At 71.2% G+C, this 22,992-nt stretch carries 18 protein-coding genes; 9 read left to right on the top strand and 9 right to left on the bottom strand.

What is annotated here, in order from left to right:
• Positions 1–50 precede the first annotated feature (50 nt).
• Both OG524_RS16055 and OG524_RS16050 read left to right on the top strand, forming a co-directional pair.
• Complete coding sequence (locus OG524_RS16055; protein WP_405390137.1) at positions 51–2,579, top strand: ATP-dependent Clp protease ATP-binding subunit; 2,529 nt, start codon at positions 51–53, stop codon at positions 2,577–2,579.
• A gap of 1,456 nt (positions 2,580–4,035) precedes the next feature.
• A complete protein-coding gene (locus OG524_RS16050) occupies positions 4,036–4,758 on the top strand; it encodes a M23 family metallopeptidase (protein WP_405390138.1) in 723 nt (240 codons plus the stop codon).
• Between the two features lie 26 nt (positions 4,759–4,784).
• On the opposite strand, the gene OG524_RS16045 is transcribed toward OG524_RS16050, so the two are convergent.
• Complete coding sequence (locus OG524_RS16045) at positions 4,785–5,369, bottom strand: TetR/AcrR family transcriptional regulator (protein ID WP_405810753.1); 585 nt, start codon at positions 5,367–5,369, stop codon at positions 4,785–4,787.
• A 137-nt stretch (positions 5,370–5,506) separates the two neighbouring features.
• Here OG524_RS16045 and OG524_RS16040 point away from each other — a divergent pair, with 137 nt between their 5' ends.
• Positions 5,507–7,093 carry an MDR family MFS transporter gene (locus OG524_RS16040; RefSeq protein ID WP_405810751.1) on the top strand — a complete coding sequence of 529 codons (1,587 nt, stop codon included), beginning with the start codon at positions 5,507–5,509 and terminating at the stop codon, positions 7,091–7,093.
• A gap of 89 nt (positions 7,094–7,182) precedes the next feature.
• On the opposite strand, the gene cseC is transcribed toward OG524_RS16040, so the two are convergent.
• From cseC to OG524_RS16015, 5 genes are all read right to left on the bottom strand, one after another.
• On the bottom strand, positions 7,183–8,502 hold the full coding sequence (gene cseC / locus OG524_RS16035; RefSeq protein ID WP_405390141.1) for a two-component system sensor histidine kinase CseC: 1,320 nt from the start codon (positions 8,500–8,502) through the stop codon (positions 7,183–7,185).
• Complete coding sequence (gene cseB / locus OG524_RS16030) at positions 8,499–9,212, bottom strand: two-component system response regulator CseB (protein WP_405390142.1); 714 nt, start codon at positions 9,210–9,212, stop codon at positions 8,499–8,501. The genes cseC and cseB overlap by 4 nt, the downstream gene beginning before the upstream one ends.
• Positions 9,213–9,224: 12 nt before the next feature.
• A complete protein-coding gene (locus OG524_RS16025; protein WP_405810748.1) occupies positions 9,225–9,926 on the bottom strand; it encodes a hypothetical protein in 702 nt (233 codons plus the stop codon).
• Complete coding sequence (locus tag OG524_RS16020) at positions 9,914–10,498, bottom strand: SigE family RNA polymerase sigma factor (RefSeq protein WP_405390144.1); 585 nt, start codon at positions 10,496–10,498, stop codon at positions 9,914–9,916. Before OG524_RS16020 ends, OG524_RS16025 begins: the two co-directional genes overlap by 13 nt.
• A 181-nt stretch (positions 10,499–10,679) precedes the next feature.
• The gene (locus tag OG524_RS16015) at positions 10,680–11,582 is read right to left on the bottom strand and encodes an A/G-specific adenine glycosylase (RefSeq protein WP_405390145.1); all 903 of its coding nucleotides are present in this window, start codon (positions 11,580–11,582) and stop codon (positions 10,680–10,682) included.
• Between the two features lie 261 nt (positions 11,583–11,843).
• Here OG524_RS16015 and OG524_RS16010 point away from each other — a divergent pair, with 261 nt between their 5' ends.
• Positions 11,844–12,662, top strand: a complete 819-nt coding sequence (locus OG524_RS16010; RefSeq protein ID WP_405393176.1) for a hypothetical protein — start codon at positions 11,844–11,846, stop codon at positions 12,660–12,662.
• A gap of 94 nt (positions 12,663–12,756) precedes the next feature.
• On the opposite strand, the gene disA is transcribed toward OG524_RS16010, so the two are convergent.
• Both disA and radA read right to left on the bottom strand, forming a co-directional pair.
• The gene (gene disA / locus OG524_RS16005) at positions 12,757–13,881 is read right to left on the bottom strand and encodes a DNA integrity scanning diadenylate cyclase DisA (protein ID WP_405390146.1); all 1,125 of its coding nucleotides are present in this window, start codon (positions 13,879–13,881) and stop codon (positions 12,757–12,759) included.
• A gap of 79 nt (positions 13,882–13,960) precedes the next feature.
• On the bottom strand, positions 13,961–15,373 hold the full coding sequence (radA, locus tag OG524_RS16000) for a DNA repair protein RadA (protein ID WP_361897334.1): 1,413 nt from the start codon (positions 15,371–15,373) through the stop codon (positions 13,961–13,963).
• 186 nt (positions 15,374–15,559) lie between these two features.
• On the opposite strand from radA, the gene OG524_RS15995 reads away from it, so the two are divergent.
• On the top strand, positions 15,560–17,347 hold the full coding sequence (locus tag OG524_RS15995; RefSeq protein ID WP_405810745.1) for a BACON domain-containing protein: 1,788 nt from the start codon (positions 15,560–15,562) through the stop codon (positions 17,345–17,347).
• A gap of 148 nt (positions 17,348–17,495) precedes the next feature.
• Here the strand turns inward: OG524_RS15995 and OG524_RS15990 are convergent, their stop codons facing one another.
• Entirely contained in the window at positions 17,496–18,338 is an 843-nt protein-coding gene (locus OG524_RS15990) for a hypothetical protein (protein WP_405390148.1), read from the bottom strand.
• A 40-nt stretch (positions 18,339–18,378) separates the two neighbouring features.
• Here OG524_RS15990 and OG524_RS15985 point away from each other — a divergent pair, with 40 nt between their 5' ends.
• From OG524_RS15985 to ilvD, 4 genes are all read left to right on the top strand, one after another.
• On the top strand, positions 18,379–19,326 hold the full coding sequence (locus OG524_RS15985) for a Ppx/GppA family phosphatase (protein WP_405390149.1): 948 nt from the start codon (positions 18,379–18,381) through the stop codon (positions 19,324–19,326).
• Between the two features lie 149 nt (positions 19,327–19,475).
• Positions 19,476–20,300: a sugar phosphate isomerase/epimerase family protein gene (locus tag OG524_RS15980; RefSeq protein ID WP_405810742.1), complete on the top strand. Its 825-nt coding sequence runs from the start codon at positions 19,476–19,478 to the stop codon at positions 20,298–20,300.
• Positions 20,297–20,947 carry a TetR family transcriptional regulator gene (locus OG524_RS15975; RefSeq protein ID WP_405810740.1) on the top strand — a complete coding sequence of 217 codons (651 nt, stop codon included), beginning with the start codon at positions 20,297–20,299 and terminating at the stop codon, positions 20,945–20,947. Before OG524_RS15980 ends, OG524_RS15975 begins: the two co-directional genes overlap by 4 nt.
• 161 nt (positions 20,948–21,108) lie before the next feature.
• Positions 21,109–22,959 carry a dihydroxy-acid dehydratase gene (ilvD, locus tag OG524_RS15970; protein ID WP_405810738.1) on the top strand — a complete coding sequence of 617 codons (1,851 nt, stop codon included), beginning with the start codon at positions 21,109–21,111 and terminating at the stop codon, positions 22,957–22,959.
• The last annotated feature ends 33 nt before the right edge of the window (positions 22,960–22,992 follow it).

The following is a 22,992-nucleotide window of genomic DNA, read 5'->3' as shown; positions in this document are numbered from 1 at the left end:
GGGAGGGGACCGACCCCTTACTGCCTGACCGCTCTGAGGAGCGATTAACGATGTTCGAGAGGTTCACCGACCGCGCGCGGCGGGTTGTCGTCCTGGCTCAGGAAGAAGCCCGGATGCTCAACCACAACTACATCGGCACCGAGCACATCCTCCTGGGCCTGATCCACGAGGGTGAGGGTGTCGCCGCTAAGGCCCTGGAGAGCCTCGGGATTTCGCTCGAGGCGGTCCGCCAGCAGGTGGAGGAGATCATCGGTCAGGGCCAGCAGGCCCCGTCCGGACACATCCCCTTCACTCCCCGGGCCAAGAAGGTCCTGGAGCTGTCGCTCCGCGAGGCACTTCAGCTCGGCCACAACTACATCGGCACCGAGCACATCCTGCTCGGCCTGATCCGCGAGGGCGAGGGCGTCGCAGCCCAGGTCCTCGTGAAGCTGGGCGCCGACCTGAACCGGGTGCGGCAGCAGGTCATCCAGCTGCTCTCCGGGTACTCGGGAGGCAAGGAGGCGGCCACAGCGGGCGGCCCCGCGGAGGGCACGCCCTCCACGTCCCTGGTGCTCGACCAGTTCGGCCGGAATCTCACCCAGGCCGCTCGGGAATCCAAGCTCGACCCGGTCATCGGGCGCGAGAAGGAGATCGAGCGGGTCATGCAGGTGCTGTCCCGCCGTACCAAGAACAACCCGGTTCTCATCGGCGAGCCCGGCGTCGGCAAGACGGCGGTCGTCGAGGGCCTGGCGCAGGCCATCGTCAAGGGCGAGGTGCCCGAGACCCTCAAGGACAAGCACCTCTACACCCTCGACCTCGGTGCGCTGGTCGCCGGTTCCCGCTACCGCGGTGACTTCGAGGAGCGCCTGAAGAAGGTCCTCAAGGAGATCCGCACCCGCGGCGACATCATCCTGTTCATCGACGAGCTCCACACCCTGGTCGGTGCGGGTGCCGCCGAGGGCGCGATCGACGCGGCGAGCATCCTCAAGCCCATGCTGGCGCGAGGCGAGCTCCAGACCATCGGTGCCACGACGCTCGACGAGTACCGCAAGCACCTGGAGAAGGACGCCGCGCTCGAGCGCCGCTTCCAGCCCATCCAGGTCGCGGAGCCGTCGCTGCCGCACACCATCGAGATCCTCAAGGGTCTGCGCGACCGTTACGAGGCCCACCACCGGGTCTCCATCACGGACGAGGCGCTGGTCCAGGCCGCCACCCTGGCCGACCGCTACATCTCGGACCGCTTCCTGCCGGACAAGGCGATCGACCTGATCGACGAGGCCGGCTCCCGGATGCGCATCCGCCGGATGACCGCGCCGCCGGACCTCCGCGAGTTCGACGAGAAGATCGCGGGTGTCCGCCGCGACAAGGAGTCGGCGATCGACTCCCAGGACTTCGAGAAGGCGGCTTCCCTCCGCGACAAGGAGAAGCAGCTGCTGGCGGCGAAGGCCAAGCGGGAGAAGGAGTGGAAGGCCGGCGACATGGACGTCGTGGCGGAGGTCGACGGCGAGCTCATCGCCGAAGTCCTGGCCACGGCCACGGGTATTCCGGTCTTCAAGCTGACGGAGGAGGAGTCCTCCCGTCTGCTGCGCATGGAGGACGAGCTCCACAAGCGCGTCATCGGCCAGAAGGACGCCATCAAGGCCCTCTCGCAGGCGATCCGCCGTACGCGAGCCGGCCTGAAGGACCCGAAGCGTCCCGGTGGCTCGTTCATCTTCGCCGGTCCGTCCGGTGTCGGTAAGACCGAGCTCTCCAAGACGCTCGCCGAATTCCTCTTCGGCGACGAGGACGCGCTGATCTCCCTCGACATGTCGGAGTTCAGCGAGAAGCACACCGTTTCGCGTCTCTTCGGTTCGCCCCCCGGCTACGTGGGTTACGAGGAGGGTGGGCAGCTCACCGAGAAGGTGCGCCGCAAGCCGTTCTCCGTCGTTCTCTTCGACGAGGTCGAGAAGGCCCACCCCGATATCTTCAATTCCCTGCTCCAGATTCTGGAAGACGGTCGCCTGACCGACTCCCAGGGCCGGGTCGTGGACTTCAAGAACACGGTCATCATCATGACGACCAACCTCGGGACCCGGGACATCTCCAAGGGCTTCAACCTGGGCTTCGCCGCCCAGGGTGATGTGAAGACGAACTACGAGCGGATGAAGGTCAAGGTCAACGAAGAGCTCAAGCAGCACTTCCGGCCCGAGTTCCTCAACCGTGTCGACGACACGGTCGTCTTCCACCAGCTCACCGAGGAAGACATCATCCAGATCGTCGACCTGATGGTCGACAAGGTGGATGAGCGCCTCAAGGACCGCGACATGGGTCTGGAGCTCAGCCCCGACGCCAAGTCGCTCCTGGCGAAGAAGGGCTACGACCCCGTGATGGGCGCCCGGCCGCTGCGCCGGACGATCCAGCGCGAGATCGAGGACATCCTCTCCGAGAAGATCCTCTTCGGTGAGCTGCGCCCCGGTCACATCGTGGTCGTGGACACCGAGGGTGAGGGGGACGAGAAGAAGTTCTCGTTCCGCGGCGAGGAGAAGTCGGCGCTGCCCGACGTCCCGCCGATCGAGCAGGCGGCAGGCGGCGCCGGCCCGAACCTGACGAAGGAAGCGTAGGGCGCGTAGCGCCTGAGCGTGTGGGGCTGCCCCGGACCGGTTCACGGTCCGGGGCAGCCCCATTTTCGCGTCCGGGGGCGCCATTGGGCGTGGTGCGGTGCGGGGCCTGTGGGCCGGGCCAGGTTCTTCGTCCGCACGCCTGTTCGGGCAGGCGGCGGCCCTTGATGCGTGGCGCCGGTGCCTGCCCGGGGGCGGGCGGCCCCGGCTCTTCGCACGGAGGGGCTTGATGCTCGGCTCCGGGCGGCTCTCTGTGCGGTGAGGCGCCTGCCTGCTCCTGGGTGAGCGGTGCGCCTGCCGGCGGGTACGGCGGGTCGGGGCGCCTGTCAGGGCGGGGCGCTGGGTTACATGAGGGGTGCGGGGTCGGGCTGGGCGGGCTTCCCGTGCGGTGCGGGGGAGCCAGGGGGCGTGAGGGGTGCGCTGGGGGCGGTACTGCCGTGTGAGCAGCGTGCGGGGTCTGCGCGGGTAGCGCCGCCCGCGAGCCGGTGCTGTGCCGTCAAGGGTGCGGCGGCCCGCCGGGCGCTCGTGGCGGGCCCGTCGGGATCGCCGGGCTGCCTTCCGCGCGGTGTCGCGGGCGTATCGGCCCGGTACGGAGGCTGCCCTTCGTGGTGCGGGTGCCTGCCCGGACGGGATGGATGGCGCGCCTGCCCACCCCAAGGGGTACCTCCACTCCGACACTCCGACACTCCGACACTCCGAGCGCAGGCGGCGCGCTGCGCCCCTCCGGTGCCGGCGGCTTGCCCTGACCCGTGGGAGAGGTGTCCCCACCGGGGTGCAGGCGGTGCGCCCGCCCCGGGTGCGGGCCGGGTCGGCCGGGCTCTCCGCGCGCAGCGGGCGAAGTGTGCCTTCGGTGTGCTGCGGCGCGCCGCCCCTGCCCTGGCCTGGGTTGCCCCGCCCCTGCCCGGGCTCCGGCAGCCGCGTACGCGCACATGGTGCGCTGCGGGGTCTGCCCCGGTGCCGGCCGGGCGTGAACCGGCCCGATCCGGCCCCGCACCACGTGATCCGGGGAGATTCCGGGCCGCGTCCCGCACCCGGGGAGCCGCAGTCCGCCCTGCGCGGGAGGTCCCGAATCGGAAGGTCTTTGGTCCCACCGGCGGTGACAAGGCGCACAGCCCTTCGGAGGCCTACTACGCGCGGTAGGAGCAAAGTCCTTGATCGCTCAAGGGGCCTTGGCCCCGCAGCGTGGCGGGACCTTCGGCACGGAGGGGTGATACGCCCGGATCGCCGCTCTGTGTCCGCTAAAGGGGCTTTCGTTCTGGGGTTAAACCTGATCCGGGAGACTGATCGAGACAGGTTTCCAGGGGTGTCGGGTGCGGGGTGCGGCGGTGAATTCCCCAGGGGGTAACTACGGCTTTTCATAGTAGATGGGGGGTTTGAGTGTTGCCCGGGGTGCGGGTTACCAAGGTGGAGCAAGCCCGGTCCGAGCACTGGGTCCAGTCACCCCGGAGGTTCACCCCGCATGTCGAAGCGCGTTACGTTCCAGCACTCCCGCCGCCCGTCCATGTCCCGCGTCAGTGGCGCCGTCGTGGCCGCCGGCCTGGGTGCGTCGATGGTGTTCGGTGCGGGCGCGGCGTTCGCGTCCGGCACGACGGGCACCGCGGGCACCGCGGCCCTCGCCGGCGCGGCCACCGCCGACTCCGTCGCCCAGCAGGCGACCGCCCAGGGCAAGGCCGCCGACGCGGCCAAGAAGTCCGCCGCCGACAAGAAGGCCGAGAAGAAGGCCGCAGCGAAGAAGAAGGCCGCGGCCGCGAAGAAGAAGGCCAAGTCGTGGGAGGCCCCGGTCAACCACTACGTGCTGAGCGCGACCTACGGCACCGGCGGCGACCGCTGGGCCAGCAAGCACTCCGGCCAGGACTTCGCGGTGCCGATCGGCACCAAGGTCGAGGCCGCGCACTCGGGCCGGGTCGTCAAGGCCGGCCCGAACGGCGGCGGCGACGGTCCCGCGTACGGCAACGCCGTCGTGATCAAGCACGCCAACGGCAAGTACTCGCAGTACGCGCACCTGTCGAAGATCGAAGTGAATGTCGGCGACCGCGTGAAGACGGGCGAGAAGATCGCCCTGTCCGGCAACACCGGAAACTCCAGCGGCCCGCACCTCCACTTCGAGATCCGGACCTCCCCGAACTACGGCTCGGCGATCAACCCGGTCTCCTACCTGAAGGCCGAGCACGTCCACATCTGATGGAGTGCCCGCGATGCCGGTAGCGGCTAAGCGGCAGGGCCCGGGTCATGGGCCCTGGTCACCAGTTCGACGGCGACCTCGAGAGCAGCCTTGCGCTTCTCCTCGGGGTCGCCTTCGACGTCCCTGAGGGCCAGCATCCCCGCGTGCATCGCGAAGAGTGCGGTGAAGCAGCGCACCTGGTCGGTGAGCGGGGCGTCCGGTTCCTTGATCAGGTCCACCAGGGCGATGACCCGGTGCTTGATGGTGTGGCCGATGCTCAGGTCGCGCACGGTCGCCTGGTTCTCCTGCATGAAGCGGAAGAGCGGTGCGGCGACGCTGAGCGCCTTGCTGTAGCGGACCAGGATCTCCCTCTTCGTCTCCAGGGTGCGCGGCTGCTCCTTGCCCCAGGCGATGAGCTCCTCGACGGGCCGGTTCAGGTCCTCGAAGATGCTGTTGAGGATGTCTTCCTTGGTCTTGAAGTGGTAATAAAGCGCCGCCTTCGTGACCCCTAGCTGCTCGGCGATCTCGCGGAGAGAGGTCTTCTCGTACCCCTGCTCGGCGAACAGGTCGAGGGCAACGTCCTGAATGCGCTGGCGGGTGTTGCCCCGGCGCGGCTGCGGCGTGCTGCCCATGCGACTCTCCCAAGAACTTACTTGACGACCGGCTAGTTACGGGTCTACTTTCCTCAGTGTAGCCAACTAGCCGGGCGGCAAGTAAGTGTGAGTCCGGTGGCAGACCGGACATGCAGGGGACCAGGGGAGCGCACGACATGGCGGAGCTGAAGAAATCGACGGCGGCCGGGGATCCGGAACCACAGGCACGCAGCGTCCGGGTGGTGGTTCTCGCCCTGATGATCACGATGCTGCTGGCCATGCTCGACAACCTGATCGTCGGCACCGCGATGCCGACGATCGTCGGTGACCTGGGCGGTATGGAGCACCTGTCCTGGGTGGTCACCGCCTACACCCTGGCCACGGCGGCCTCCACCCCGATCTGGGGCAAACTCGGTGACCTGTACGGACGCAAGGGCATCTTCCTCACGTCCATCGTGATCTTCCTGGTCGGCTCGGTGCTGAGCGGAATGGCCCAGGACATGGGCCAGCTCATCGGGTTCCGGGCGGTGCAGGGCCTCGGCGCGGGCGGTCTGATGGTCGGCGTCATGGCGATCATCGGCGACCTGGTGCCGCCCCGGGAGCGCGGCAGGTACCAGGGGATGATGGCCGGCGTGATGGCGATCGCCATGATCGGCGGCCCACTGGTCGGCGGCACCATCACCGACCACCTGGGCTGGCGCTGGAGCTTCTACATCAACCTGCCGCTGGGCGTCGTCGCGCTGGCCATGGTCACCGCGGTGCTGCACCTGCCCAAGAAGGAGCGGACGAAAGCCAGCATCGACTACCTGGGCGCCGCGCTCCTCACCGTAGGCATCACCGCGATCGTGCTGGTCACCACCTGGGGCGGCACGGAGTACACCTGGGACTCGGCCGTGATCATGGAGCTCATCGCCGTCGGCGTGGCCTCCCTCGTCGGCTTCGTCTTCGTCGAGGCGAAGGCCGCCGAACCGGTCATCCCGCTGCACATCTTCCGCAACCGCAACTTCACCCTCATGTCGGTGATCGGGTTCATGGCCGGCTTCGTGATGTTCGGAGCCGTGCTCTTCCTGCCGCTGTTCCAGCAGTCGGTGCAGGGCGCCTCCGCGACCAACTCCGGACTGCTGCTCCTGCCGATGCTGGTCTCGATGATGATCGTCTCGCTGATCGCCGGCCGGGTCACCACCAGCACCGGCAAGTACAAGGTGTTCCCGATCGTGGGAAGCACCCTGATGGTCACCGGCCTGCTCCTGCTCGCCACCATGGACACCGGCACCACGCGGTTCACGTCGGGCGTCTACATGGCGGTGCTCGGCGCGGGCATGGGCTTCCTGATGCAGATCACGATGCTCGTCGCGCAGAACAGCGTCGAGCTCAAGGACATGGGCGTCGCCTCCTCCGCGACCACCCTCTTCCGTACGCTCGGCAGCTCCTTCGGCGTCGCGATCATGGGCGCCCTGTTCACCGGGCGGGTCCAGGACGAGATGGCGGCACGCGGCGGCGGGGGTGCCACCGACGAGTCCGCCCAGCTGGGGGCGGCGAGCCTGGCCAAGCTGCCGGACACGGTGCGTGAGGCGTACGAGGCCGCGGTGGCGTCGGGCACGCACCTCGCCTTCCTGGTGGGCGGCTCGGTCGCGGTCGTGGCCCTGCTCGCGGCCCTGTTCGTCAAGGAGGTCCCGCTGCGGGGCGCCGCGAAGCCGGAGACCCCCACGGGCGACGACGGCAGTGCGCCGTCGCAGCAGGCCAGGGAGTCGCAGACCGTCTGACCGGCGGCACGGAAGGGCCCCGGAGACGAATCGCCTCCGGGGCCCTTCGGTGTCCCCGGGACCCTTCGGCGTCCGCGGGGCCCTCGGGGTCAGTCCGCCTGCCGCAGGACGGGGAAGCTGCCGGTGTTCGTCGGCGCGTGCTCCGGCAGCCACAGCACGGCGACCGCGCCGCCCGTGCCGTCCGCCGCACCGGCGGGTGCGGCGTTGCGGAAGGTCAGACGGGCACCCAGGACCCGCGCCTGACCGGCGGCGATCGTCAGCCCCAGGCCGTGACCGTGTCCGGCGCGGTCCGTGCTGCCGGTACGGAACCGGCTCGGTCCGTCCCGCAGCAGCGCCTCGGGGAAACCGGGCCCGTGGTCGCGGACCCGCACCACCCGGCCCTCGACCGTCACCTCCACCGGCCCGGATCCGTGCTTGGCGGCGTTCCCCAGGAGATTGCCCAGGATGCGTTCCAGGCGCCGCGGATCCGTGGACACCCACGACTCGTGCACCACCTGCACCGTGATCTCCGGCCTCAGCAGACCGACCCGCCGGCTGACGAACTCGCCCAGCGGCAGCTCCTGCAGCTCGGCCCGTTCCGACGCACTGTCGAGCCGGGCCACTTCGAGCACGTCCTCGACCAGGGTCCGCATCGCCTGGGCCCGGTCCCGTACGAGCTCGGTGGGCCTGCCCGGCGGCAGCAGCTCGGCCGCCGTGAGCAGCCCGGTCACCGGTGTGCGCAGCTCGTGGGCGATGTCCGCGGTGACCCGGCGCTCCGCCTCGATCCGTTCGTTCAGCGCGTCCGTGAGCGCGTCCACCGCACGTGCCAGCTCATCGGTCTCGTCCCGTACGACACCACCGACGGCCTCCCGTACCCGCACGTCCGTGTTGCCCTGGGCGACCTTCCCGGCCGCTGCCGCCGCCTTGCGGAGCCTGCGGGACAGCTGGCCGCCGATCAGGACCCCCAGCGCGCAGCCCCCGAAGACGACCGAGACCGAGCCGATGATCAGCGCCCGGTCGAGGTCACCCATGATCGTGGCGCTGCGGTCGGCGAACCGGGTGTGCAGCGACAGCACGTCCCCGTTGGCCAGGGGCACGGCCGCCCAGACGTCGGGCACCCCGTCGGCGTACTCGTCGACATGGGTGGCACGCCGGTTGTCCCGGATCCGGTTGCGCAGGCCGGCCGGCAGCCTGGGGTCGTTGAGCTTGGCGCCGAACTTGGGCGACGGCTTCTGCGTGTTCGAGGCCTCGTACAGCCGCTGGGCGAAGAGGAGACGCTCCAGCTGGACCTCTCGGGCGTTCTCCAGCATCGAGACGCGCGCGGCGTTGTGGACGACGAGGCTCAGGGCCAGGGCGATGAGCGCGCCGACCGCGGCGATCGCGATGCTGATCTTCCAGCGGACACCGGTCCGCAGTGCGAGCCGCTTCATGCGCGGAGCTTGTAACCGAAGCCGCGGACCGTCTCGATCCGGTCCTGCCCGATCTTGGTGCGCAGCCGCTGCACATGGACGTCCACGACCCGGGTGTCACCGCCCCAGCCGTAGTCCCAGACCCGCTCCAGGAGCCTGTCCCGGGAGAGCACCGTGCCGGGTGCCGAGGAGAACTCCAGCAGCAGGCGCATCTCGGTCGGCGTCAGACCCACCTGGGCACCCGCCCGGCGCACCTCCATGCCCTCCGTGTCGATCTCCACGTCGCCGAAGACCAGGACCCCGTCCGTCTCCCCGGGCGCCTGGCCGCCCGCGGTCCCCGGCTGCCCGCCCGGACCCGAGGCGTGACCGAAACGGCGCAGCACGGCACGGATCCGGGCGACCAGCACCGCCCCGTCGAACGGTTTCGTGACGTAGTCGTCGGCCCCTGCCTCCAGGCCCAGCACCACGTCGATCGAGTCGGCCCGCGCCGACAGCATGATCACGGGTACGGTCGACTCGTCCCTGATACGGCGGCACAGACTGACCCCGTCCAGCCCCGGCACCATCACATCGAGCAGCGCGATGTCCGGACGGTCGGCCCGGAAGGCCTCCAGGCCCCGCAGCCCGTCGGGCATCGCGGTCACCGTGAAACCGACGCGCTCCAGCGCGAGCTGGGTGGCCTCACGGATGACGTCGTCGTCCTCGACGAAGAGGACATGGGTCTCGGCCATGCGGGCAAGTCCTCAGTTCTGCGTCGTCGGCGGTGCGGGAAGGTCACCCTCGCCGAGAGCCCGGTTGAAGTCGTTGTGCACCCGGTCGGTCTCGGTGAACCGGTCGGTCGCCCAGCGATAGGTGATGACGTCCTCGCCGGAGGGGTAGGCGACCGCGTCCTTCGACCCGTACACCTGGGTCGTCACCACCAGGTCACCGCGGTCGATGGTGCCGTAGACCGCGGGTATCTCGGCCGTGAAGACGTTCTCGTACGTACCGTCCGCACCCCGCCGGTAGACATAGGTGCCGACCCCCACCGAGTCGCCGCAGGTCATCACGTTGACCACGACGTCGGCGGCCGGGCCGTCGGTCAGCGAGCCGTACGAGGTGTCCACCGGGTACTCGTCGCCCGCGCAGGGCTTCAGCTCGTTCCTGATCTGCCCGCCCACCTCCGGGTCGGCCTTGATGAGCAGTACGGCGTTGACCCGCGCGGCGGGCTTCGCCGTCCCGGTGGGCACGGTGGTCGAGGGCGTGACCTGGGCGACCGGCTGGGTGCCCGCCGGTCCCTCGTCACGGGTGCCCGTACCACCGGTGGAACAGCCGGCGCAGAGCAGCCCGAAAGCGGCGAGCCCGGCCATGGCCGTACTCCCCGCCGCCAGGCCGGCCCGGAGCGCGCTGCCCCGGCCGGCCGTCGTCCTGTCCGTGCCGTCACCGCTGCCTGTCAGGCCGCGCACCGCTCCCGCCCCCGCTCGTCATGACGCCTGGCCGGCTGCGCCGGTATCCGCGCCGGTGCGCCCTCGGCCTCACGGCTCCGGGCGGCCCGGTCCTCCAGCTCCTGGCGCAGTCGTGCCAGGGCGCGGTGGAGCGTGCTCTTCACCGTACCGGCCGACATGCCGAGTGCCGCGGCCGTCTCCTCCGTGCTCATCTGCTCCCAGTGTCGCAGCACGACTACGCTGCGCTGCTTCGGAGCCAGGACACCCAGGACGTCCATGAGCAGGGCACGGTCGGCGCGCTGCTCCGTGCCGTCGTCCACGCTCGCGTCGGGGAGCTGCTCGGTGGGGACCTCTTCGAGCCTGCGGGCCCGCCACCACTCCGTACGCGTGTTGATCATGACGCGGCGCAGATAGGCGTCGGCCAGGGACTTGTCGGCGATGCCGTCCCAGCGGCCGTAGGTGCGGACCAGGGCGGTCTGCAGCAGGTCCTGCGCGTCCACGGGGTCGGGGACCAGCCGGCGGGCACTGCGCAGCAGCGCGTCCTGCCGGGTGCGTACGTACTCCTCGAATTCGAGCACCTCGCCCTGCGCCATAACAACCGCCTCCGTCCCCGTGCATCCCCGTGATGTCGCCGTCGGCAGGTGGTCCCGTTGCCGACGCCGATGACGCTACGGAGGGGTTGTCACGAGGGTGTGCGGAGCAGCCGTACGCGGACGCACGGCTGTCCATCGGTTGTGTAACAGCCGCTGGACAGCCCGGTCCGCCGGTGCGTCGTCAGGTCAGGGGGAGCCGGTACCGGCCGTTCGACAGGGGTTCCACCAGGCCGTCGGCGACCAGACCGTCCAGGGCGCGTGCCCGCTGCACGGGCTCCTCCCACACGGAGTCCAGCGCGGACTGCGGCACCGGCGCGACCGACTCCCGCAGGACGGCGAGCAGCCGGCCACGCACCTGCCGGTCCGTACCAGCATAGGTCTGGCCGCGGCGCGGCGGACCCTGGTGGGCGGGCTTCCCGGCCAGCCGCCAGGCGCACTGTCCGGCGATCGGGCAGCGCGTGCAGTCCTCGTTCTTCGCGGTGCACACGAGTGCGCCGAGCTCCATCGTGGCCGCCGCCCAGCGGGCCGCGCGTTCGTCCTCCTCGGGGAGCAGGGCACGGGCGAGCTTGCGCTCGGCCGCGGTGGTCGCGTTCGGCGGGTACTGGATGCCGGACGCCGCCCGGGCGAACACCCGGCGGACGTTCGTGTCGAGTACGGCATGACGCTGGCCGTACGCGAACGAGGCCACGGCCGCCGCCGTGTACTCGCCGATCCCGGGCAGCGCGAGCAGCTGGCCGTGCTCGCTCGGCACGTCCCCGCCGTGCCGTTCCGTTATCGCCTGGGCCGCCCCGTGCAGCCGCAGGGCGCGCCGCGGGTAGCCGAGCCGGCCCCAGGCGCGGACCGCTTCACCGGGCGCGTCGGCGGCCAGGTCGGCGGGGCGCGGCCAGCGGGCCAGCCACTGCTCGTACACCGGGAGGACCCGGCTCACCGGGGTCTGCTGCAGCATGAACTCGCTCACCATCACACCCCAGGCGCCCGCCTCGGGGCGGCGCCAGGGCAGATCGCGGGCGTGCTGCTCGAACCACCCGATGACGGGGGTGTGGAGGGAGGCGGGGGGCGTCTGTGTCGAAGTCGTGGCAGTCATCGCACCCACGATCCTGGCACGGAAGACGGGACATGGGGCACGGCTACGGGGGTGTCGGCCCCGTCGAGGGCTCACGGGGTGATATCGCCACCCGTTCTGTCCCTTCGGGCCGGGGCGGGTGAAGGCCGGGTGGCACAAAGTGGCCGGAAGCGGCCGGGAACGGCCGCTCCGTGATGATGATCCGGAAAACTTGTCGATCAGAGCGGCGGGTGGGGGCCGGAGTTGGTCCGGAACTCTCGTAGAGTTCGGGACGTGGGTTCTATGCGCAATCCGGTCGGGCCGCTTCCCTCCAGCATCTACTGGCGTCGGAGGGCCGTAGCGGCGATGGTGATCGCGCTGCTCGCGGCGCTGATCGCGTGGGCCGTCACCTCGGGCGGCGGCGGGGAGAAGAAGGACGACGGGAAGTCCGGCGACGCCGCTCCCGTTCCCTCCATCACGCCAGGACCCACGAGCTCCGGCCCGGACGTCGGCCAACCGCCGGGCGGACGCGACGAGTCGGGGGAGACCGGAAGCGGTGACGAGGCCTCGGGCGGAAGCGCCGGGGACACCGGAACGGGCGGCGGCACCGGAACGGGCGGCTCGGGACCGAGTGGCTCGGCGTCCTCCGGGACCGGATCCGCGGGGACGGGCACGAGCGGCGGCGGAACGGCGGGCGAACAGGTGCCCGCAGGCTCCTCGCTCCCCAACTGTGCACCCTCGACACTGCAGTTGAGCCTGAAGACGGAGAACAGCTACGGCCCCGACGACAAGCCGGTGTTCCGGCTGGTCGCCAGAAACACCTCGGCCACCGACTGCAAGGCCGATCTCGGCCCGAAGAGTGCGGTGCTCACGATCACCGAGGCCGGCGGCGACGACGAACAGCTGTGGTCGTCCGAGGACTGCCCGAAGGCGGGCGCCTTCTTCCTGAAGGTTCCGGCGGGCGCGACGGTCGTCCACACCGTGAAGTGGGACCGCAAGCAGAGCGCGCCCGGGTGCGCGACACCTCCTGCGGGTGCGGCGGCCCCCGGCACGTATCTGCTGGAGGCGAAGGCGCCGGGCGAGCCCGTCCAGCGGGCCTCGTTCGTCCTGGCCAAGGACTGACCCCGGCGCTCCGGGCCGTTCCAGGAACGGTCGGAAGGGGCGGGCCCGGTTTACGGGAGAGGCGGCCCGGTGCGCCCACCCCTCCCGGTTCCGGCTAGACGTACCGCTCGAGGATCGACGACTCGGCCAGGCGCGAGAGGCCCTCGCGCACGCTCCGCGCACGCGCCTCGCCGACGCCGTCCACCGTCTGCAGGTCGTCCACGCTGGCGGCGAGCAGCTTCTGCAGACCACCGAAGTGCTCCACCAGCCGCTCTATGATCGCCCCCGGCAGCCTCGGCACCTTCGCCAGCAGCCGGAAGCCACGGGGGGACACCGCCGAGTCCAGCGTCTCCGGCGAGCCGCTGTAGCCCAGCGCCCGTGCCACCACCGGAAGTTCGAGCAGCTCGGTGTGGGTGAGCGCGTCCAGCTCGGTGAGTGCCTCCGCGACCGTCCGGGACCGCTTCGCGGTCGGCTCCGGTACGTAGTCGCGCACGACCAGCTCCCGCTCCGGCTCCACGCCCGCGATCAACTCGTCGAGCTGCAGCGCCAGAAGCCGGCCGTCGGTGCCCAGCTCCACCACGTACTCGGCGATCTCGGTCGCGATCCTGCGCACCATCTCCAGCCGCTGCGCGACCGCCGTGACGTCGCGGACGGTCACCAGGTCCTCGATCTCCAGTGCGGAGAGCGTCCCGGCGACCTCGTCCAGCCGGAGCTTGTACCGCTCCAGCGTGGCGAGCGCCTGATTGGCGCGGGACAGGATGGCGGAGGATTCCTCCAGGACCCGTCGTTCCCCGTCCACGTACAGCGCGATCAGGTGCATCGACTGGGAGACCGAGACGACCGGGAAGCCGCACGCCTTGGAGACCCGGTCCGCCGTGCGGTGACGGGTGCCCGTCTCCTCGGTGGGGATCGAGGCGTCCGGGACCAGCTGCACACCGGCCCGCAGGATCTTGGTCATGTCCTTGTCGAGGATCAGTGCGCCGTCCAGCTTGCACAGCTCACGCAGCCGCGTCGCGGTGAATTCCACGTCCAGCACGAACCCACCGGTGCACATGGATTCGACGGTTTTGTCCATACCGAGAACGATCAGGCCGCCGGTGTTGCCGCGGAGGATGCGCTCCAGGCCGTCACGGAGGGCCATTCCGGGCGCGACCGCGCTCAACGAGGCGCGCATCAGCCACTCGTTACCCGTGCCTTGGCCGGACTTTCCGGGCGATGCTGCCCGGTCGTTGGCTGCCACTGCACTCCTCCGGTCACAGGTTTGCGGTGCCCTGAGTCCCTCATACCGTTCGTACGGGCGGGCGAGACCAGGGCAAAGTCTACCGGCGTGCGCCGTCCTCCTGTGGTCCGTCCGGACGAGACCGGCGGGGGAGGACTCTCAGAGCATCGCCCATGTCGGCGACTTCTGTGACCTTCATACCGGCGGGGACCTGCCCCGGGTCCCTCGGGACCAGGGCGTGCTTGAACCCGAGACGGTACGCCTCCGCCAGCCTGCGCTGGACCCCGGTGACCCTTCTGACCTCGCCGGCGAGGCCCACCTCACCGATCGCGACCAGGTTCTTCGGGAGCGGTGTGTCGCTGGCGGCGCTGGCCAGGGCCAGGGCGATCGCGAGGTCCGCGGCAGGTTCGGTGAGCTTCACGCCGCCCACCGTCGCACTGTAGATGTCCCGCTTGCCGAGCGCGCTGATCCGGCCCCGCTGCTCCAGGACGGCCAGCATCATCGACACCCGGGAGGTCTCCAGCCCGGAGGTGGTGCGCCGGGGCGAGGGGATCTGTGAATCGACCGTCAGCGCCTGCACCTCGGCGACCAGGGGGCGCTTGCCCTCCAGAGTGACCGTCAGGCAGGTGCCGGGGACCGGCTCGTCACGTCGGGTGAGGAAGAGCCCGGAGGGGTCGGCGAGGCCCGTGATGCCCTCGTCGTGCAGCTCGAAGCAGCCGACCTCGTCCGTGGCGCCGTACCTGTTCTTGACACCCCGTACGAGACGGAGGCGCGCGTGCCGGTCGCCCTCGAAGGACAGCACCACGTCGACCAGGTGTTCCAGCAGCCGGGGCCCCGCGATCGCGCCGTCCTTGGTGACATGGCCGACCAGGAGCGTCGACATGCCGCGCTCCTTCGAGGCCCGGATGAGGGCGCCCGCGACCTCGCGGACCTGCGCCATGCCCCCGGGTGCGCCCTCGATCTCCGGCGACGCGACGGTCTGTACGGAGTCGAGGACCAGCAGGGACGGCTTGACCGCGTCCAGGTGGCCGAGAACCGCGGACAGGTCGGTCTCCGCCGCCAGATACAGGTGGTCGTTGATCGCCTTGATCCGGTCGGCCCGCATCCGCACCTGGCTGGCGGACTCCTCGGCCGTGACGTAGAGCGTGCGGTGGTCGTCGCTCGCCGCCTTGGCGGCCACGTCCAGCAGGAGCGTCGACTTGCCGACGCCCGGCTCACCCGCGAGCAGCACGACGGCACCGGGCACGAGCCCTCCGCCGAGCACACGGTCCAGCTCGCCGACCCCGGTCGAGCGTGCCGTGGCCTGCCGGCTGTCGACCTGGCCGATCGGCACGGCCGCCGTGGAGACGCGGCCTGCCGCGGTGGTGCGGATCGCGGGGGCGCCGCCGAACTCCTCGACCGTCCCCCAGGCCTGGCACTCCGGGCAGCGGCCGAGCCACTTGGCGGTCGTCCAGCCGCATTCGGTGCAGCGGTAGGACGGTCGGTCCTTCGCGGATTTCGTACGGGCAGCCATGGCGTCACCGTATAGGTGCGGTCCGACACCGCCGACCACGGGCGCGGAAGGCGAACAGGTGTCCGATGCGTGAGAACGATGGAATTACAGGTTCCTTGTCCTCTTTCGGGGGATACCTTCACCCGTAAGGATTAAATGTGGGAAAGGGTCACCAGGGGTGTGTGTTCGTCTGCCTACGGTCGCCACGTGACGAGCAGCAGGCTGGAGACTCCCCTACACACCACCGGCGCACACCGGGCGCACCGCCGAGCGCCCCGTCCGTCGGCGCAGCGACCGGCGGCACGTTACGAGCCGTACCTCGACGGCCTGTTCACCTACTGCCTCTCCGTCCTGTGCGACCACGAGGCGGCCGCCGAGGCGCTCGGCTCGGTCCTCGCGATCGCGGAACGGCAGGACGGCCGGTGCCCCACGGCCGAGGAGGAACGTAAATCCTGGCTGTACGCCCTGGCCAGGTGGGCCTGTCTGCGCGCACTCACGGAACAGCGGCGGGGCCGCCAGGCGCACCGCCGGACGACCGTCCCGCCGCCCCCTTCCGCGCCGGCCCCCGTCTCCGGTTCCCGCGGCACCCCGGAGGAGGCACTCGTCCCGGATCCCGCCGAGTCCCCGGCGGCCGAGGCGCGCCGGCGCGAACTCGCGCAGCTGGCCTGGCCGGAGGCCGCGGGCACCACCCCCGAGCAGCGGGAAGCGCTGGAGCTCTCCGTACGCCACCGGCTCACCCCGCGCGCCGTCGCCGCCGTCCTCGGCCTCGAACCGGGCACCGCCCGGGAACTCCTGGCCGCGGCGGCCTGCGAGGTGGAGCGCACCCGCGCCGCCCTCGCCGTCGTCGAGTCGGGCAACTGTCCCACCGTCGCCCGGCTCACCGGCACCCACCAGGTGCTGATCTCCGTGGCCCTGCGCCGGGAGCTCGTGCGCCACGTCGACGACTGCCCCCGCTGCCGCCGTGCCGCGGAGCGGGCCGGGGCCACCGGGCCGTGGCCCGGCGCGGGCGTCACCCCGGTCGCCGTACTGCCGGTGGTCGAGGCGCCGCGCCCCTCGGTGCACGTCGCCCTGGCCCATGCCAGACGGTCCCGGGCGGGCGCCCCGCGCTTCGGCCGGACCGGCTTCCCGCTGGACCCGAAGGACCATGCCGCGCGCCGGGACCGGCTGCGCGCACGGGTGGTGACGACGACGGTCGTGGCCACCGTCGTCGCCGCCCCCGTGATCGCCCTGTGGGCCGCCTACCGGGGCGCGCCGCTGACCGGTGAGGGCCGGGACGGCTCCTCCGTCACGGCGACGGAGGTGGAGGAGGAGTCCGGGCTCGCCGGAGACCCGAACGGCCCCTACGAGAACGCGGGCAACGCCCGCCCCGACCGGGACGGCCGCTTCACGGACGCCGCGCGGAGACCGGACGTCTCGGCCGAGGTCGTCAGTGCCGGGGGCGGCCCGCACGCCTCCGACGCGATCCGGATCGTGGCCCGCTCGTCCGGCGGCCGTACGACGATCACGCTGACGGCGCGTGGCGAAGCCGCCGCCTGGTCGGCCCGGGTGAACGCGCCCTGGCTGCATCTCAGCCGTTCGTCCGGCACGCTCGCCGCCGGACGGAGCGTCACCGTCCAGGTGCTCGTGAACGAGGCGGCCGAACCGGACGGCCCCTGGAGCGCGCGGGTCCTGTTCGCCCCGTCGGGCTCGGCGGTCGCGATCACCGGGTACGGCGCCGCGGCCCCGCCGTCCGCAGGCCCGGATCCCGTGCCGGAGCCGTCGTCGGGCTCCCCCGGCCCTTCGCCGTCCTCCCCGCCCCCGTCGCCCGACCCGACCCCGGATCCCACGCCGGACCCGACGCCCTCCACGCCGGACCCGACGCCCTCCCCGACGGACCCGTCGGGCTCGCCCGATCCCACGCCGTCGCCGACCGAGGGGTCCCCGACGCCCGCGCCGTCCGATCCGACGGAGGGGCCGGGCGAACCGTCGCCGGAGTCCTCGGCTGACGCACGGTGAAACGGCGGCCCGGCGCACGGCGGAACGTTTGTCCACCACGCGCCGGGCCGCCGACACGGGGGGCCGCAGTCACACCGGCCGCCTTCGCAGCAGGCCGCCGTCACTCCTCGCGGCTGTCACTCCACGCCGCTGTCGTGACCGGCCGGGATCAGGACGTCGGATCGGCCGGGTGCGGTGCCATCGGCAGCAGCGACGCCAGCCGCTGCTCGCACAGCTCGACCAGCCGGTCGTACGCCTCCTTGCCCATCAGCTCGGTGAGCTCGGGGCGGTAGGTCACGTAGACCGGGTCCCCGGCCCCGTGCGCGGAAGTCGCCGACGTACACCACCAGTGCAGGTCGTGACCGCCCGGACCCCAGCCCCGGCGGTCGTACTCCCCGATCGAGACCTGGAGCACGCGCGTGTCGTCGGGGCGGTCGATCCAGTCGTACGTACGCCGGACCGGCAGCTGCCAGCACACGTCGGGCTTCGTCTCCAGCGGCTCCTTGCCCTCCCGCAGGGCCAGGATGTGCAGCGAGCAGCCGGCGCCGCCCTCGAAGCCGGGACGGTTCTGGAAGATGCAGGAGCCCTCCCAGCGCCGCGTCTGGCGTTCGCCGTCCTCGTCGACGCCGACCCAGCCCGTCTTCGTGCCGACGTCGTGGAACTGCCACAGGTCCGGGGTGAGGCGTGCGACGTGCCCCGCCACCCGCTTCTCGTCGTCCTTGTCGGAGAAGTGCGCACCCAGGGTGCAGCACCCGTCGTCCGCACGGCCCGCCTGGATGCCCTGGCAGCCGCTGCCGAAGATGCAGGTCCACCTGGACGTGAGCCACGTCAGATCGCAGCGGAAGACCTGCTCGTCGTCGGCGGGGTCGGGGAATTCGACCCAGGCCCGCGCGAAGTCGAGCCCCTTCTCGTCGGGCCGCTCGGGCCCCTTTGATTCCGGCTGCTGCATCTCCTGCTTCGTTTTCTGCTTCTTCGTGACTTTGTCCGGCTTCGCCTTTTTCGTCTTTGGCACGCGCCAAGAGTAAGTCCGCAGCGGCAGTAGCGTTCCGGGTATGAGACTCGGAGTCCTCGACGTGGGGTCGAACACGGTTCATCTGCTGGTGGTCGACGCGCATCCCGGCGCCTGTCCGCTGCCCGCGCACTCGCACAAGGCGGAGCTTCGGCTGGCCGAACTCCTCGACCCGGAAGGGGCGATCGGCCCCGCGGGGGTCGACCGCCTCGTGTCGACGATCACCGACGCGCTCCGGGCCGCCGAGGACAAGGGCTGCGAGGACGTGCTGGCCTTCGCCACCTCCGCCGTGCGCGAGGCGACCAACGCGGACGAGGTGCTGTCCCGTGTACGGGACGAGACGGGCGTCGCCCTCGCCGTCCTCAGCGGCGAGGAGGAGGCCCGGCTCACCTTCCTGGCCGCCCGCCGCTGGTTCGGCTGGTCGGCGGGGAAGCTGCTGGTCCTGGACATCGGCGGCGGGTCGCTGGAGGTCGGATACGGGCTGGACGAGGAACCGGACGCCGCCGTGTCGCTGCCGCTCGGTGCCGGGCGCCTCACCGCGAGCTGGCTGCCCGGTGACACGGCGGACCCCACGGCCGTACGGGCGCTGCGCCGCCACGTCCGCGCCTGCATCGCCCGGACCGTCGGCGACTTCACCCGGCTCGGGCCGCCCGACCACGTCGTCGGGACCTCCAAGACCTTCAAGCAGCTCGCCAGGATCGCGGGCGCCCCGCGCTCCGCCGAAGGCCTGTACGTGCAGCGTGTCCTCACCCGTAAGGCCCTGGAGGAGTGGGTGCCGAAGCTGTCGGTGATGACCGTCGGGCAGCGGGGGGACCTGCCGGGGGTCACCGAGGGGCGCGCCGCGCAGCTCCTCGCGGGGGCGCTGGTCGCCGAGGCGGCGATGGACCTGTTCGGGGTCGAGGAGCTGGAGATCTGCCCCTGGGCACTGCGCGAGGGAGTCATCCTGCGCCGCCTGGACCATCTCCCGGCGCAGCAGTCCGCCCTCACCTGACCGCTCCCGGCGGGACGGCGGGCTCACCACCCGACGGCTTCCGGCGGGACGGCCGGCCCTCACCTGACCGCCGTGCCGCCCGCCATGGCCCTTCTCACTTTCAGCCGGGGTCCCTCGGCGACGCGTACCACTGCCCGTACCCTGTCCACGTGGCAGATCCAGTGGTGCGCATCCCGGATGCGAAGGTCGCCCTGTCGACGGCCTCCGTCTATCCGGAGTCGACGGCGACGGCCTTCGAGATCGCCGCACGCCTGGGTTACGACGGCGTCGAGGTCATGGTCTGGACCGACCCCGTCAGTCAGGACATCGAGGCGCTGAAGCGGCTTTCGGACTATCACGGGGTGCCGATCCTCGCCGTGCACGCACCGTGTCTGCTGATCACGCAGCGGGTCTGGTCCACCGACCCGTGGGTGAAGCTCCAGCGGGCCAGGGCGGCGGCGGAGAAACTCGGCGCGTCGACCGTGGTCGTCCACCCGCCGTTCCGTTGGCAGCGCAACTACGCGCGTGACTTCGTCACCGGAATCTGGCGCATGGCGGACGAGACCGACGTGCGCTTCGCCGTCGAGAACATGTACCCCTGGCGCTACCGGGACCGCGAGATGCTCGCGTACGCCCCCGACTGGGACGTCACCCGGCACGACTACCGGCACTTCACCGTGGACCTCTCGCACACCGCGACCGCGCGCACCGACAGCATGGCGATGGTGGACCGGATGGGCGACCGGCTCGCCCACGTCCACCTCGCCGACGGCAAGGGCTCCAACAAGGACGAGCACCTGGTGCCGGGCCGGGGCGACCAGCCCTGCGCGGAGCTGCTGGAGCGGCTGGCCCGTACGGCGTTCGACGGCCATGTGGTCATCGAGGTCAACACGCGCCGCGCCATGTCATCGGCCGAACGCGAGGCCGACCTCGCGGAGGCACTCGCCTTCACCCGGCTCCACCTGGCGTCCTCGGCACAGGCCCCCCGCTCATGACGTCCGACGGCCCGGAGGGCCGGGCCCCGCGGCGCCGGGGGCGCCCCTCCCGCGCGGAGAAGAGCACCGGCCCCGACGCCAGGACCCGGATCCTCGCGGCGGCCCGTGCGGAATTCGCCGGGCGCGGCTACGACAAGACGTCGATCCGCGGCATCGCCAAGGAGGCCGGCGTCGACGCGGCCCTGGTCCATCACTACTTCGGTACGAAGGACGAGATGTTCGCGGCGGCCGTCGAGGTCTCCTTCGAGCCCGCGCTCGTCATCCCGGAGATCCTCGGCGGCCCCGCCGAGGACATGGGGGAGCGGCTGGCCCGCTACTTCATCGGCGTGTGGGAGAACCCGGCCACCCGGGCGCCCCTGGTCGCGATCCTGCGCTCCGCTCTCACCCACGAGGCGGCGGCGAAGGTGCTGCGCGGTTTCGTGCTGCGGCGGCTGCTGGAGCGGATCGCGGCGGACCTGGACGTGCCCGACCCGACGTTCCGCGCCGAGCTGGCGGCCTCGCACATGATCGGGATCGCGATCCTCCGGTACGTGATCCAGGCGGAGCCCCTGGCGTCGGCGGACCCGGAGAAGATCATCGCCATGGTGGCCCCGACGCTCCAGCGGTACCTCACGGAGAAGGACGTCCCGGAGGCCCGGCCGCTCTGAGGCCCGGCCGCTCCGAGGCCCGAGCCCGCCGTGGCCCGGCCGCTCCGAGGCCGGGGCCCGGGACACTGGGCATCGTGTCCCGAAATCCGGACACATTGTCCAGATCCTGGAGCGAGGCGTACGCTCGGAGACAGTCTTTTCTGTCGAAGGAGCGAGCGACGATGCCCCAGCTGAGGTCCCGCACTGTCACCCACGGCCGCAACATGGCGGGCGCCCGCGCCCTTATGCGCGCGTCCGGCGTAGCCAGTGAGGACATCGGTAAGCCGATCATCGCGGTAGCCAACTCCTTCACCGAGTTCGTCCCGGGCCACACCCACCTCGCCCCGGTCGGCCGGATCGTCTCCGAGGCGATCAAGGCGGCGGGCGCGGTGCCCCGCGAGTTCAACACGATCGCGGTGGACGACGGCATCGCGATGGGCCACGGCGGCATGCTCTACAGCCTGCCCTCCCGCGACCTCATCGCGGACAGCGTCGAGTACATGGTCGAGGCCCACTGCGCCGACGCCCTGATCTGCATCTCCAACTGCGACAAGATCACCCCCGGCATGCTGATGGCGGCACTCCGCCTCAACATCCCCACGATCTTCGTCTCCGGCGGCCCGATGGAGGCCGGCAAGGCCACTCTCGTCGACGGCACGGTCCGCAGCCTCGACCTGGTCGACGCGATCTCCGACGCGGTGAACGACAAGATCTCGGACGAGGACATCCTCCGTATCGAGGAGAACGCCTGTCCGACCTGTGGCAGTTGCTCCGGCATGTTCACCGCCAACTCGATGAACTGTCTCGCCGAGGCGATCGGCCTGGCCCTGCCCGGCAACGGCTCGGTCCTCGCCACGCACACCGCCCGCAAGGCGCTGTACGAGGACGCCGGCCGCACGATCGTCGAGATCACCGAGCGCTACTACGAGCAGGACGACGAGACGGTCCTCCCCCGGAACATCGCCTCGCGGGCCGCCTTCGAGAACGCCATGGCCCTGGACATCGCCATGGGCGGCTCCACCAACACGATCCTGCACCTGCTGGCCGCCGCCCAGGAGGCCGAGCTCGACTTCGGCCTCCCGGAGATGGACGCGATCTCACGCCGCGTCCCCTGCCTCTCGAAGGTCGCGCCGAACGTCGCGCCCGGCGGCACGTACTACATGGAGGACATCCACCGGGCCGGCGGCATCCCCGCCATCCTCGGTGAGCTCTACCGTGGCGGCCTCCTCAACGAGGACGTCCACTCCGTCCACTCCGACTCCCTCGCGGACTGGCTGAAGTCCTGGGACGTGCGGGGCGGCTCCCCGTCCCCCGACGCGATCGAGCTGTGGCACGCGGCCCCCGGCTGCGTCCGCTCCGCGACCGCCTTCTCGCAGTCCGAGCGCTGGGACACCCTCGACCTCGACGCCGAGGGCGGCTGCATCCGCTCGGTGGAGCACGCGTACTCCAAGGACGGCGGCCTCGCGGTCCTCAAGGGCAACCTCGCGGTCGACGGCTGCGTCGTCAAGACGGCCGGTGTGGACGAATCGATCTGGACCTTCGAGGGCCCGGCCGTGGTCTGCGAGTCGCAGGACGACGCGGTGGACAAGATCCTCCGTAAGGAGATCACGCACGGCGACGTCGTCGTGATCCGCTACGAGGGCCCGCGCGGCGGCCCCGGCATGCAGGAGATGCTCTACCCGACGTCGTTCCTGAAGGGCCGCGGCCTCGGCAAGAGCTGTGCCCTCGTCACCGACGGCCGTTTCTCCGGCGGTACGTCGGGCCTGTCGATCGGCCACGCGTCTCCGGAAGCGGCGTCCGGCGGCACGATCGCGCTGGTCGAGGACGGTGACCGGATCCGGATCGACATCCCGAACCGTTCGATCGAGCTCCTCGTCCCCGACGCCGAGCTCGCCGCCCGCCGCGAGGCGCTGAACGGCGTGTACGCGCCGAAGAACCGCGACCGCAAGGTCTCGGCGGCCCTGCGCGCCTACGCCGCGATGGCGACGAGCGCGGACCGCGGCGCGGTCCGCGACGTCTCCAAGCTCGGCTGACACCCCGACGGTCCCGTCCGGCCCCGTCCCTGG

The sequence above is a fragment of the Streptomyces sp. NBC_01520 genome (genome assembly GCF_045040375.1).
Lineage (GTDB): Bacteria > Actinomycetota > Actinomycetes > Streptomycetales > Streptomycetaceae > Streptomyces.
This window is presented reverse-complemented; position numbering and strand designations above follow the sequence as displayed.

Excerpts from the sequence above, each read along its gene's own strand:
- OG524_RS16055 (WP_405390137.1), top strand. The coding sequence starts at position 51 with ATGTTCGAGAGGTTCACCGACCGCGCGCGGCGGGTTGTCGTCCTGGCT.
- OG524_RS16050 (WP_405390138.1), top strand. The coding sequence starts at position 4,036 with ATGTCGAAGCGCGTTACGTTCCAGCACTCCCGCCGCCCGTCCATGTCC.
- OG524_RS16045 (WP_405810753.1), bottom strand. The coding sequence starts at position 5,369 with ATGGGCAGCACGCCGCAGCCGCGCCGGGGCAACACCCGCCAGCGCATT.
- OG524_RS16040 (WP_405810751.1), top strand. The coding sequence starts at position 5,507 with ATGGCGGAGCTGAAGAAATCGACGGCGGCCGGGGATCCGGAACCACAG.
- cseC (WP_405390141.1), bottom strand. The coding sequence starts at position 8,502 with ATGAAGCGGCTCGCACTGCGGACCGGTGTCCGCTGGAAGATCAGCATC.
- cseB (WP_405390142.1), bottom strand. The coding sequence starts at position 9,212 with ATGGCCGAGACCCATGTCCTCTTCGTCGAGGACGACGACGTCATCCGT.
- OG524_RS16020 (WP_405390144.1), bottom strand. The coding sequence starts at position 10,498 with ATGGCGCAGGGCGAGGTGCTCGAATTCGAGGAGTACGTACGCACCCGG.
- OG524_RS16015 (WP_405390145.1), bottom strand. The coding sequence starts at position 11,582 with ATGACTGCCACGACTTCGACACAGACGCCCCCCGCCTCCCTCCACACC.
- OG524_RS16010 (WP_405393176.1), top strand. The coding sequence starts at position 11,844 with ATGCGCAATCCGGTCGGGCCGCTTCCCTCCAGCATCTACTGGCGTCGG.
- radA (WP_361897334.1), bottom strand. The coding sequence starts at position 15,373 with ATGGCTGCCCGTACGAAATCCGCGAAGGACCGACCGTCCTACCGCTGC.
- OG524_RS15985 (WP_405390149.1), top strand. The coding sequence starts at position 18,379 with ATGAGACTCGGAGTCCTCGACGTGGGGTCGAACACGGTTCATCTGCTG.
- OG524_RS15975 (WP_405810740.1), top strand. The coding sequence starts at position 20,297 with ATGACGTCCGACGGCCCGGAGGGCCGGGCCCCGCGGCGCCGGGGGCGC.
- ilvD (WP_405810738.1), top strand. The coding sequence starts at position 21,109 with ATGCCCCAGCTGAGGTCCCGCACTGTCACCCACGGCCGCAACATGGCG.